11 protein-coding genes are annotated in these 11,496 nt (G+C 46.4%); 2 read left to right on the top strand and 9 right to left on the bottom strand.

The annotated features are described in order from the left end of the window. Nucleotides 1-84: 84 nt before the first annotated feature. The 3 genes from QFZ77_RS06085 to QFZ77_RS06075 all read right to left on the bottom strand — a co-directional run bounded on the left by QFZ77_RS06085 (nt 85) and on the right by QFZ77_RS06075 (nt 4,530). Nucleotides 85-399: a hypothetical protein gene (locus tag QFZ77_RS06085; protein ID WP_307437512.1), complete on the bottom strand. Its 315-nt coding sequence runs from the start codon at nt 397-399 to the stop codon at nt 85-87. 296 nt (nt 400-695) lie between these two features. After that, complete coding sequence (locus QFZ77_RS06080) at nt 696-2,750, bottom strand: ABC transporter ATP-binding protein (RefSeq protein WP_307449291.1); 2,055 nt, start codon at nt 2,748-2,750, stop codon at nt 696-698. A gap of 34 nt (nt 2,751-2,784) precedes the next feature. Continuing rightward, a complete protein-coding gene (locus QFZ77_RS06075) occupies nt 2,785-4,530 on the bottom strand; it encodes an ABC transporter ATP-binding protein (RefSeq protein WP_307437511.1) in 1,746 nt (581 codons plus the stop codon). A gap of 557 nt (nt 4,531-5,087) precedes the next feature. On the opposite strand from QFZ77_RS06075, the gene QFZ77_RS06070 reads away from it, so the two are divergent. Beyond that, the gene (locus QFZ77_RS06070; RefSeq protein WP_307437509.1) at nt 5,088-5,264 is read left to right on the top strand and encodes a hypothetical protein; all 177 of its coding nucleotides are present in this window, start codon (nt 5,088-5,090) and stop codon (nt 5,262-5,264) included. A gap of 66 nt (nt 5,265-5,330) precedes the next feature. On the opposite strand, the gene QFZ77_RS06065 is transcribed toward QFZ77_RS06070, so the two are convergent. From QFZ77_RS06065 to QFZ77_RS06055, 3 genes are all read right to left on the bottom strand, one after another. Continuing rightward, on the bottom strand, nt 5,331-5,819 hold the full coding sequence (locus QFZ77_RS06065) for a DUF2231 domain-containing protein (RefSeq protein ID WP_307437507.1): 489 nt from the start codon (nt 5,817-5,819) through the stop codon (nt 5,331-5,333). Between the two features lie 169 nt (nt 5,820-5,988). Next, nucleotides 5,989-6,828: a M56 family metallopeptidase gene (locus QFZ77_RS06060; RefSeq protein WP_307437505.1), complete on the bottom strand. Its 840-nt coding sequence runs from the start codon at nt 6,826-6,828 to the stop codon at nt 5,989-5,991. Between the two features lie 2 nt (nt 6,829-6,830). Continuing rightward, the gene (locus QFZ77_RS06055; RefSeq protein ID WP_307437502.1) at nt 6,831-7,247 is read right to left on the bottom strand and encodes a BlaI/MecI/CopY family transcriptional regulator; all 417 of its coding nucleotides are present in this window, start codon (nt 7,245-7,247) and stop codon (nt 6,831-6,833) included. Nucleotides 7,248-7,411: 164 nt separating this feature from the next. Here QFZ77_RS06055 and QFZ77_RS06050 point away from each other — a divergent pair, with 164 nt between their 5' ends. Beyond that, nucleotides 7,412-8,182: a pirin family protein gene (locus QFZ77_RS06050; protein ID WP_307437499.1), complete on the top strand. Its 771-nt coding sequence runs from the start codon at nt 7,412-7,414 to the stop codon at nt 8,180-8,182. A 63-nt stretch (nt 8,183-8,245) separates the two neighbouring features. Here QFZ77_RS06050 and QFZ77_RS06045 read toward each other — a convergent pair whose 3' ends face one another. From QFZ77_RS06045 to QFZ77_RS06035, 3 genes are all read right to left on the bottom strand, one after another. Continuing rightward, nucleotides 8,246-8,500: a hypothetical protein gene (locus QFZ77_RS06045; protein WP_307437496.1), complete on the bottom strand. Its 255-nt coding sequence runs from the start codon at nt 8,498-8,500 to the stop codon at nt 8,246-8,248. Nucleotides 8,501-8,681: 181 nt separating this feature from the next. Beyond that, the gene (locus QFZ77_RS06040) at nt 8,682-8,846 is read right to left on the bottom strand and encodes a hypothetical protein (RefSeq protein ID WP_307437493.1); all 165 of its coding nucleotides are present in this window, start codon (nt 8,844-8,846) and stop codon (nt 8,682-8,684) included. Nucleotides 8,847-8,945: 99 nt separating this feature from the next. Next, the gene (locus tag QFZ77_RS06035) at nt 8,946-11,456 is read right to left on the bottom strand and encodes a S1C family serine protease (protein WP_307437490.1); all 2,511 of its coding nucleotides are present in this window, start codon (nt 11,454-11,456) and stop codon (nt 8,946-8,948) included. Nucleotides 11,457-11,496 lie beyond the last annotated feature (40 nt).

Below are 11,496 nucleotides of genomic sequence, written 5' to 3'. Positions count from 1 at the left end.
AAAGACTAATTAAAAAAGCAATTGAAAAAAGACGGATGGAAGCCAGTTAAACCGGCCTCCACCCGTCTTTTTTAGTACGAACAACTAGTAACCTCTGCTTCTTCCTTTCGCCAATGCCTGGATGTTGATCCATGAAACAACAATCCCAATCACACGGAAAAGGTACCCCGCTACTGGAATAAAACTCAAGAAAGCCATAGCAATATTGATGACCGTCTTTGTCGTGGTCCCATTGCTTGTAAGTATGGCAAAAACCAGGTTGACAAACACGAGCGGGATCACCCACGAGCACGACCACAAATATACAAACGGAATAAGACCAAGCAAGTATCCGACAGCAATAGCAATTTCGGACAGCAGCTGAAGCAAGTTTAACAATCGAATCGTTTCTGGACGCATGATGCTCCTCCATTTCAAATAGGGAAATATTACTTATTGTAGCATAGCCCCGACAGATAGTCTTTAACCTTGTTAATGAGCTTTGTCCGCAAAATGGAGGGTGTGCGCGTCATGATGCTGCAGTCTGTACAGGTAATTGGCTTCAGAGAATTGGCGGTAAAAAGGACGAATAGCTGCACTTTTTACATCAATTCTGGTTCAGTCAAACCCGGCGTCAAGACGAAGATGACAAAGGGAAAGAGACGTCTCACGTCCGACGTCCCCTTTCCCTTATCCCTTGTTGGGGCTCGCCAGCCCTACCGGCCGCTGCGCACTTCGCTCTCAGCGGCCGAGGCTGTTTCCGGATGTCCCTGCTGCAGCTGGTACATCTGATAGTACCGACCGAGGAGCTCCATCAGCTCCTCATGATTACCACGCTCGACGATCTCGCCGTGGTCGAGCACAAGAATCTGGTCGGCGCTCTTAATCGTCGACAGGCGGTGGGCAATGATGAAGGTGGTCCGCCCCTTCGAAAGTACTTCGAGCGCGGCCTGAATGATGGCCTCGGTCTCCGTATCGATGGAGGCCGTCGCCTCATCGAGGATCAAAATCGCCGGGTCGAACGCTAGCGCCCGGGCAAAAGAAATCAGCTGCCGCTGCCCAGCAGACAGCGTGCTGCCCTTCTCGATCACGGGCTCGTCGATGCCGTGCGGCAAGCTCTTGAACATCTCATCTGCGCCAACCTCGCGCAGCGCAGCCTCCACCCGTTCCCGGGTAATGGACGGATCGTCCAGGCTGACATTGGACGCGATCGTCCCTGTGAACAGGAACGGATCTTGCAGCACGATGCCCATATGCTGACGCAGCTGCTGTTTGGGCATCTCCCGCACATCGCGGCCGTCCACCGTGATCCGGCCTTCATTCACATCGTAGAAGCGGAAGAGCAGATTCAAGATCGAGCTTTTGCCCGATCCGGTATGGCCAACAAGCGCCACCGTCTGCCCCTGTTTAGCCTCGAAGGTGATGTCTTTGAGCACATCCTCCCCTTCTTTGTAGGCGAAGCTAACGTGCTCGAATTTCACATTGCCCAGATAGCGATCCGCTTTCTCCGCAGCCACGTCGATGCCCTGTTCATCCAGCAGCTCGAATACACGGTCAGCGGATACAAGGGCACGCTCCAAATTCGGCAGCTGGTTCACAATCCCGACCATCGGATGAAACATCCGATTCAGATAATCGACGAAAGCGTACAGCACACCGACGGTGATCAATGTGTTGATTGAACTACCCCCGACATACCAGATCAGACCGAAGAAGAACAAATTTCGAACTACATTCATCAGGTTATGAGAGGTCAGCGAGTTCAAGCTAAGCAATTTATTCTGATATCTCGTATATTCATCGTTCAATTGTTCGAATTCTTGGATCGTTTCCTTTTGCCGGCGAAAAGCTTGAATGATCGTCATGCCTTGAATCGCCTCATTGATGATCCCATTGATCGAGCCGATCCGTTCCCGAATTTCATGATTATAGAAGGAGGCATATTTACGGTAAACAATGATCCATATATAAAGCAGCGGAATAACCGGGAGTGTGAATAAAGCCAATCTGTAATCTAGAACGAATAAAGCCGCGATGATGCCCACGATATAGATCGTACCTGTAAAAAAGTTCGCAAGCACCTGTACATACAGATCCCTGACAGACTCCGTATCATTTGTAATCCTCGATACAATTTTACCCGCAGGCTGATTATCAAAATAGTTGATCGGCAGTCGCTGAATTTGTGCAAAAACATCACTTCTCATGCGCTGAATAATCCGATTCGCCGCCGATTGAAGTAAATACTTTTGTCCATAGGTAAAGCCTGCACCAATAATGATTAACAACAAATACAAGCCTGCCAGTTTCATTAGACTGATAAATTCTGGTTTATAGAACGTATAGAGCTCTTGAATACCCAGCTTCTTAACCACATACTCAGCTTTTTCGGTCCCTTGTGTAATTGTTAGCTTACCATCGTCTGCTAGCTTGCGTACGCCATCAAATGCAATCGGCTGATCAACCCATACGAACTGGCTGCCCACCTGCAAAATGCGAACTTCCTTCCCCTTCGGCTCGCCTTCCGCAAAGTTATCGCTTCGCTTATAAAAAATCCCATTCGCAGGGACAGCCTTGCCAGTCTGCGTCGCAGATGTAGTCTCGTACCACGGCTTCTCGATACCGAGAATGTGTGTATCAATCATCTGTCTCGCGATAAAAGGTCCTGCCAGCTCCGTTGCCACCGCGATCGATAAGAATAAAAGCGCAATGAGCAGGGGCTTTTTGAATAACGCCGCGTATTGAAATAATCGCTTACCTGTCTGTTTCAGGGTTCTCACCTTCTTTTCATCGGATATCTATTTACTAAACCTTCGTCTGCTCTTCTAACTGCTGACGGTCATACTGCTCTTTATACCAGCCGCCGAGCGCGACAAGCTGCTCATGCGTACCTTCTTCCACGATATACCCCTCATCCAGCACAAGAATCCAATCCGCATGTTGAACAGCAGAGAGTCGGTGCGTCGTGATGAGTGTCGTTTTGCCGGCTCGTTCCGACCGAATGCCACGAATGATTTCAGCCTCTGTTTTGGCGTCCACCGCAGAAAGCGCATCATCCAGCATAAGGATTTCAGGGTCTACATAAAGCGCCCGTGCAATGGAAACGCGCTGCTTCTGACCACCGGATAAGGCGACGCCTTTTTCACCTACCAACGTTTGAAGGCCTTCTGGTAAGAACTCCACGTCCTTACGGAACGCGGCCAGCTCAAGCGCCTGCAACAGCTCTTCTTCCGTTCCTTGGCTGCGCCCGAACATGATGTTCTCTTTCACCGTTTTGGAGAAAAGAATCGGCTCTTGCGGCACGTAACCAATCCAGCCATGAAGAGTGTCGATGGTTAACTTCTCGATCGGCGTTTCCGAAATAGCAATCGCACCTTGACCTAATGGATACTCTCTCAGCAGCTGTTTAAGCAGCGTTGTTTTTCCGCTTCCAGTACGCCCTACAATACCGAGCGTCTGCCCACGCTGCAGGTGGAATGAAATATTCACCAAGTTATCAATAGAAGAAGAAGGATAGCGGAACGTTACTTCTTTAAAACTAATCGAATTCGGCAGCAGCAGGGTCGTCGCTTTTGGGTCTTCTTTTACATCCGGCTTGTAACCAAGTGTTTCATTCACCCGATCGAGGGAGGCATTCCCGCGCTGCATAATGTTCATTAGCTCGCCAATTGCGAACATCGGCCAGATCAGCATCCCAAGAAAAGTATTGAAAGACACGAGCTCTCCGAGCGTCAGTTCACTGTGAAACACCAAATATCCGCCGTAACATAATCCGATTAAATAGGAAATGCCCACTAGGATTTTGACCGTTGGTTCAAAAAGGGCGTCGATCACGGCAACCGCAATATTTTTGCGATAGACATCGTCTGTCATTGTTTTGAAGCTTTGTTCACTGGCTTTCTCTTGTACAAAAGCACGGATAACGCGAACACCGGCTATCGTCTCCAACACCCGATCATTCATCTGTCCGAAGGCATTCTGAGCAAGTAAAAACCTTTCATGGATGCGTCCCCCATAGATCGTAATCGCAACTGCCATAATCGGCAGCGGGAGAATCGAAGCGATCGTCAGCTTCCAGCTAATGAAGAAGCCCATCATACCTAGGATGGTAAGCATGAATAGCGTCGAGTCTACAAAGGTCAAAATCCCAAAGCCCGCTGTCGTCGACACCGCTTGCAGGTCATTCGTTGCTCTCGCCATCAGGTCACCCGTGCGGTTGCGCTCATAGAAGGTAGGCGTCATCCGCAGCAGCTGTCTCATTAACCGGGATCGAAGAATGCGTTCCAGCACGAAAGCGCCGCCAAATAGCTGATACAGCCAGACGTAGGATAACCCATACCCAGCTACAATTAACGCCCCCCAAAAAGCGAGCAATTGGATCAATTTACTGCCTGTTAAAGTTCCCATGTGTATACCATCAATCGCGTAGCCAATCAATTTCGGTGGAATTACATCAATGATTCCAACAATAATAAGCAGTCCAATGGCGATCGTGTAACGTATCCAATTCATTCGGAAAAACCAAGCTAACTTTTTTAATACCGTAAACATGTAATCATGTCACTCCTCTCAAATGGTGCAGTCCAAAATAACCAAAATCCACACAAAAAAGGCACACCGCACGCAGCGATATGCCTTCTATGAAACAGAAAAGCGCTCGTTACGAACTTCTTCGTAACCCGCGCTTTAATTAGCGTATGTGAAGGGGCGGCAGCAGCCGAACAAGCACAAATCATGCGCTTCCGGCTAACAATCGGGTTACAAAATATGAAATTGTATGGTTTTTATCTGTAAATCTGCGATGAGCAATAGGATCCATAACCATATCAATCATTTTTGAAACCCTCCTTTAGTGTTGTTGTAAGAAAACTTGCATCGTACTTAGCTTCTTTTCCAAATGTTGTATATTCGTGCTTACAGAGGTGATCTTACCATCCTTGGCGAGTCTGTGTCAATCGGAGAGAAAGACTATAACCGAACTATCTTACCTCGACATTTCGGATGAATTTACTCGCTCTTTTGCCCCATCAGAATTGTCACACATGTTTCATAATATGGCGGCATATCCATAGTATACAGGTTCATAGCGCATAAGGGAGTGGATGTGCATGGTCGATCAAGTGTTTGCTCTGATGGGTTGGATTGTCGTTTTTGGAGTTGTTATTGGAGGAGTCATCGCAGGCATCGCCCGCTTTGTCGAAAGTGATTCGACAGAGTACGATATGACATTTTTGTGGGAGCATCGTTATACACTGGAGGAGCTGGAGTTGGTTCGGGACAAGTAGCTATGACCAATCAAAACAAAAAAAGGGCTATCCACAAGGCATCAAGCCTTTGGATAGCCCTTTTCATTATTTCGCTGGTGCTACTGTAGGCGACGGTGCAGTGGATGCTGCTGGAGATGCTCCTGGTGATGCAACTGGAACAGCCGTCTTCGCTGGAACCGGTTTATGTACCATTTGACCACCAATGTGCCCTGTATAACCAACAAGGATAACTGCCGCGAGCGAACCAACCAAGTAGATTGGGTTACGACCCAATTCTTTCTTTTTCCAGATCAGTAAGCCAACACGTACAATCGCTAGCACGATAGCCAAAAACATCGTTAATTTCGCATAAAACTCATGCGGGACCACTAGAGGATTACGCCATGGGGATGGGCCTGTTAGGACACTTGCGATAGCTCCGAGTGCGCCCACAACAAGGCAAAGCATACCAGCGGAGTGCCATTCACGTTTTTTCGCGATAATTGCGATTAAATCAAAAATAAAACTAAAAACAAGAAGTGCAATTGGTACATGTGTTACGATGTAGTGTAAATTTTTCAAGATATAATCCATTAATCTCTCTCCCCCATAGTAAAAGCCGTGTAATTTTTCACACTACAAAGTGTAGTTTTGGAAATCCGAAAAGTCAAGCCTTTTCTGCAGTTTTTGTCGAAGCCCGTCAACTTCTCTAACATGGGCTTCGACTGCTAAATGTGAACCATTGTTATCAGGGTATCCTATCTTAGATAAGTCCCACAAGTAAAATAATTGTTAAGAGCGAAATGAGTAGCCTTACAAGGGGCCATTTGAATGAGATTTTCATCTGTGGATCGAGAATATGCATGATGCGAACATTCATTGATGTTTCGGCGAATGAGGCGTGAGATAAGGATACATGCGGTGTTGGTGCTTGTTTGAGTAGTTTGAGGAGAGCACTGCCTAAATGTGCGGACTGTTTCATTTGTGTAATGGCATATTTGTCTGCCCGAAGTTCAATCATAATGGGGTATTTCTCTGCCATCCAACCGAATATTGGAATGTACCACATCGACTTGGATATCATCGAAAGCAGGAAGATCGCGAGCGGATCTCTGTGCATCATATGGCACTTCTCATGCTCGATGACGGCGCGCAGCTCATTAGGTTCCAGCATGTCCATAAGTCCGGATGATAAGATCATCCGCGGCTTCCACAGCCCTATCGTCATCGCGATGGGAGCTTTGTAAGAAATAATCTGGAACTGACCTTCACCCAACTGAATTTTTTCGGGGTATTGCTCTGATAACAGAGGGTCTTGATACTTCTCAACGAGCTTCATCGCTTTGATGGAGCCGAGGGCATGCCGAGCTGATATCCAAAGGATTGCACTAAACGAGTAGAGGATAAGAGCGTTCACTACATTCCAAGCAATAGGTGCAGGTACATGAAGATATTTAAATAAAATAACACACAAATCAAATATATTATATAACGATTTCCATTTATAGATATATTGAAGAGCAAAGAGTAACATTTGTCCTAGAATAGCCCCCGATAAGGCGAGTGACGCTGCATACAACCATTTAAAACGCGTTTCCATCATCCTTATCGATCCTTTTTGATTTCTTTAATTTTTTGCTCCAGCTTGTCAAGCAGATCGGGGTCTACTTTATCAAGCGCATCCACCATATGGGTGACTGCCAAAGAACCGAATTCTTCGATTAGGTCAAAAGCAAGCTCTTTGGATTGGGCTTCCATGAACTCTTCTCTCGTAACGACGGGTTTATACTTAAACGATCTTACAACGGATTTCTTTTGCAGAATTCCTTTGGCTACCAAGCGATTCATAACGGTCATAACGGTATTGAAATTAATGATTTTGGCTTGATCCAACTTCTGTTGGACATCTTTAATCGTCATTTCAAGGGAGTTGGTCCAGAGAATTTCCATAATTTTTGCTTCTAAGGGGCCGAAAAAGCGGTTAAGTCCGCTTCCTTCATATTTAAAATTTTGCATTTTCATTATAGGCACACTCCTTACATAAGAAATTGTAGTTCGGGATAGATGCGAAGTCAAGATCTACCCAAGTTTGACCTGCAGTAGGGCTTTGACAGACAGATAGAAAAGATTTATAATACTTACATATAGTAAGTAGTTAAATATTTTATAGCGAAGGGGTTGTTACTATGAAAATTCAAGTATTTTCAGCTGAGCAACAGGGCGTTGGCGCTTTTGACGGAGGCAAATTCCTGGAACAACGAGCCATCAGCTTTCCGGGTGAGAAAACGGCTGTTGACCGCGTCGGTCCATTATTCTACTGGGCTTGGGGTAAGGCTTCCGAGGTTTCGGAGATCGGTATGCATCCTCATAAAGCGTTCGAAATTGTCACTTATGTCATTGATGGTCTTGTAGAACATAAAGATTCCCTTGGTTCCTTGGAAACAGTGACAAATGGTGGCGCTCAAGTTATTCAAGCCGGCTCCGGTGTTTATCATGCGGAGGCGTTTCGCAGAGCAGGCAGCGAAGCGATGCAAATCTGGTTCGAGCCGCACCTTAGTGAGACTGTGAAAAAGCCTGCCGCTTACCATCAATATGAGCATGAGAAATTCTCAGTCCGCCATAACGGCGGAGCAACGATGAAAACCGTAATCGGCGGGGATTCTCCCATTAAGCTGGATACGGACGTTAACATGTACGATTGGAGCCTTGAGCCTGGTTCCGAGTTCAGCTACACACTTGTGCCAAGCCGCTCGCTAGCCTTCCTCGTTATTCGAGGGCAAGGTACAAGCGAAATCGCCGCGGAGGAGCTTCAAGCATGGTCACACAAGGACTTCGCGATAGTCCAAGCTACCACGGAAAGTGAAACTCTTCACCTTAAAGCTGACAGCGATCAAGGCATGCGTATCATTGCCATTGAAGTTCCGGAAGATCCCGGCTATACGTTATATCATAAATAATAAGCAGATTAGGCAGCAAAAACGTAACAGCCCCGATCCTGGTAGGAATCGGGGCTGTTTGTATTATTGGATATTCTGGAGCCTAGCTTTCTCATCGTTCAATGATTGAACGGCTTGCTGCAAAGCTGGCGAATCGGAATGATTCGATGCCTGCTCCAGCGCTCTTTCCGCATGAGTGATTGAATTTTGAGCTTCTTCCTTCGTCTGAGATGTTGGATGAGACATCGCACGAGAAACGGCTGCATGGACATTTTCTACCGAGTTTTGCGCTGAGGATATCGGATTTTGTGATTGTAGACTTGAATCTGGCTGTGTCATGGTGATTAAATTCCTCCTTTGGGGTTAATTCGTTACACCCGCTATGGTGAGGCATTTGGTCACATTTTATACCTTCTTTTTGATTCTCTCTCTTCCAAGCTTCGTTTAACAGCCGCGAAAAGAACAAAGGATATACTGGCGCCAAGCACATTCAATATCACATCATCGACATCGAAGCTGCCTACAGCACATACATACCAATAGTCCGAAAAGGGACGATATTATAAGCAAGTTGACCTGAAGTGTGCATATTCCGCCCGAAGCCTAGAAACATCCAATACAGCAAACAGCTCGTGTAGCCTATGAAAAGCAGCCAGATGAGCGGCCGAGCGAGCTTGATATTCATGGTTAATATCCCCTATCCCCTTTAGAGAATCCATCTAAGGTTAACAAAGAAACCTCTCTTCAGTTTAAACCGATGAGAGGTTTCTCAATTAGTGCAGAGCTATTTTTTCACACCGTCCAAAAATTTAAACGACTCAAAAGCCTTATTCAGCCGAGCCTGATTGGCATCGGTGCGGACAGCATCATCCATACGAAGCGTAGCTGTGTAAGAAATATTATTTTGACTGAAAATGTAAATCGTTTCCTTGTAAGGAATCTTGGCGCTGGCATAACTAATCTCATACTTCTTGGCTTTCACATCACCAAAAAGCGAGATTTCCGTATCTGTAAACGTATAGTCATTATCGTTATCTTGACTCTTCTTCTGAGCGGCGTCTTCCTCTTTAACCATTTCTTCGTAAGTCGTTTTCGTTTCTGCACCAACGCTCAAGTACCCGCCTGTGAAGAGGAACGTCTTATTCACTTGATCTTTGTTATCGTACGACTTGCTGCTGGTCCAGATCTCAGGAATTTGCATCGCGTATTTGAATTTCTCATTTTTGTAAGCAACCGTACGATTGGGATCCATGAGTTCATCCAGATCCTGAATGAAGCCAAGCTCTTGATCCATGCTGTCTTTATCCACGTTGATCGTAGCAGTTAGTGTTTTCAGGAGATCCTCTCGCGTTGCCCCCTCTTCCTCTTGCGGATAGTTCACATCCACCTCATATTTATACTTATCCTTAATAAAAAAGAGGGAATAGCCTGCATTCCACTTATCGCCTAACGTACTCGCATAGGTTACTTTCAGAGCAGGGACTCCGGCTAAGGTTAGATCTTTGGGTTCTTCCATACTGCGGTATTTGGGGGCATATGAGTCTTCAAACTGTTTACGCTGACGATCCACCCACGCTCCCAGCGTATCACCGGAAGAAGCTGATGTTACGCCGACATGAAGCATTTGGGAATAGTCATCATTAAAGAAGGAGGAGCCGCCCGTATAACCGTCTTGCTGCCAATTGGAGGGCAGCTCAAAGGATAAGCCATACTCGTTCGAGTAGGTTGTGTTGCCGCCAGAGTAGACTGATATATCTTTAAGCGACTCATCCTTATCATTAAAGGAAAGCTTGAAGCTATCCAGCAGATCGTTGTAGCTATTTTGCTTAAAATTGTTATTGTAATGCTCTTTCGATACAAATAATTGCACCGTGTATAAGCTTCCTTGGTGAAGGTATCCTCGGGTCTGGATATAGCCTTCATCCCCTGATCGACCAACAATTTTGGCATAGGGATTTCCTTCGCGCTTCACATACTGACGCTCCAAAAGGCTACCAGCCGCACCGGAATATTCGTCCTCATCATCACTGGCCAATCTGTTCAGCAGCGCTGAAGGAGACAGTTCGTCGCTTTGATTGCTTTCTACTTTAATCGTTAGGGAGAAGTCCCCCTTCGCATCCACGAAACTGACGGAGTCGCCATCATCGGACTGATGACCTTTCACTAAGCCCGCGGGGTATTTCATGGACCATCCGTAGTGGCTGTCGCCGATTTTTGTTTTGCCGCGGTCCGCATCCAAGTAAGAACCCTCAGCGTCATGCGTATGTTTCGTTTCCTGCTGCTGCGCTTCTCCGAGTGTAACCGACTTCGATTTGGTAGAATTACCAGATTGTATGGTTATTTCGATCGTTTCACCCGGCAAATATTTCTTAATCGCCTCATTGTAATCCACCAGCGTCTTCATTTTACTTGTGCCGATCGATACGAATAGGTCATCTTGCTGAATGCCAGCCCCAGCCGCTGGTGAATCCGGATCTACATAAGCAACTCTTAAACCAATAGAACTCGGTAAACCAACAACCGCTTCCCAGCTCTCTTCCAGCTCCAGACCGAGATAAGGGCGCTTTACTTTGCCATAAAGCTGGAAATGCTTTAAAACATATTTGACGGTATCTACCGGAATCGCGAACCCGAGATTTTCGACGCCGATATCCGCATATTTCATCGTATTAATACCAATGACTTCACCATTCATGTTGATCAAAGCACCACCGCTGTTACCAGGGTTAATGGCCGCATCCGTTTGAATAAGCTGATATTGCGAGTTCACGGAGCGGTCAAGCCCGCTGACAATCCCAACGGTGACAGAGTTTCTTAGGGCGAAAGAAATCGGAGTCCCGATTGCGGCTACGGTTTCACCCACTTTGATATCTGCGGAAGAGGCGAATTTCGCAGGCGATAAGCCGGTGGCATCGATTTTGACTAAAGCTAAATCGCTCTCCTCGTCGATATTCGTAGCACGTCCATTATAAGTTGTACCGTTCGACGTAACGACGACGATATTCTTCATATCTTTGACCACATGCGCATTCGTCACGATGACACCGTTCGATTCCACAATGACACCCGTACCGTGCGCGAGATTAAAGCGGTTCTTGTCTAACGATTTATCCGAATCCGATGAAGGCTTTCCAATAATGGCTACAACAGAAGGTGATGTCTTCTCAATGACCTTCGGAACCTCAGCATTCACTTCGGCTGCATAAGATCGCGCAGGACCTTGCAGAGAGATAAGTAAGAAGGCTGCAAGCAGCACGGTGATCCCTTTTTTCGTAAAAGTATTCCAATTCCCCATTGTTGTGTTCCTCTCTTAACAAAAGATGGCAATAGCTAGA

This window comes from Paenibacillus sp. V4I3, assembly GCF_030817215.1.
Classification (GTDB): Bacteria; Bacillota; Bacilli; order Paenibacillales; family NBRC-103111; genus Paenibacillus_E.
The sequence above is the reverse complement of the archived record's forward strand: the minus strand, read 5'-3'. Positions and strand labels throughout refer to the sequence as shown.

Bases quoted from the DNA above. Each gene is read 5' to 3' on its own strand.
- QFZ77_RS06035 (WP_307437490.1), bottom strand. From the start codon at position 11,456: ATGGGGAATTGGAATACTTTTACGAAAAAAGGGATCACCGTGCTGCTT.
- QFZ77_RS06045 (WP_307437496.1), bottom strand. From the start codon at position 8,500: ATGACACAGCCAGATTCAAGTCTACAATCACAAAATCCGATATCCTCA.
- QFZ77_RS06070 (WP_307437509.1), top strand. From the start codon at position 5,088: ATGGTCGATCAAGTGTTTGCTCTGATGGGTTGGATTGTCGTTTTTGGA.
- QFZ77_RS06050 (WP_307437499.1), top strand. From the start codon at position 7,412: ATGAAAATTCAAGTATTTTCAGCTGAGCAACAGGGCGTTGGCGCTTTT.
- QFZ77_RS06060 (WP_307437505.1), bottom strand. From the start codon at position 6,828: ATGATGGAAACGCGTTTTAAATGGTTGTATGCAGCGTCACTCGCCTTA.
- QFZ77_RS06075 (WP_307437511.1), bottom strand. From the start codon at position 4,530: ATGTTTACGGTATTAAAAAAGTTAGCTTGGTTTTTCCGAATGAATTGG.
- QFZ77_RS06040 (WP_307437493.1), bottom strand. From the start codon at position 8,846: ATGAATATCAAGCTCGCTCGGCCGCTCATCTGGCTGCTTTTCATAGGC.
- QFZ77_RS06065 (WP_307437507.1), bottom strand. From the start codon at position 5,819: ATGGATTATATCTTGAAAAATTTACACTACATCGTAACACATGTACCA.
- QFZ77_RS06085 (WP_307437512.1), bottom strand. From the start codon at position 399: ATGCGTCCAGAAACGATTCGATTGTTAAACTTGCTTCAGCTGCTGTCC.
- QFZ77_RS06055 (WP_307437502.1), bottom strand. From the start codon at position 7,247: ATGAAAATGCAAAATTTTAAATATGAAGGAAGCGGACTTAACCGCTTT.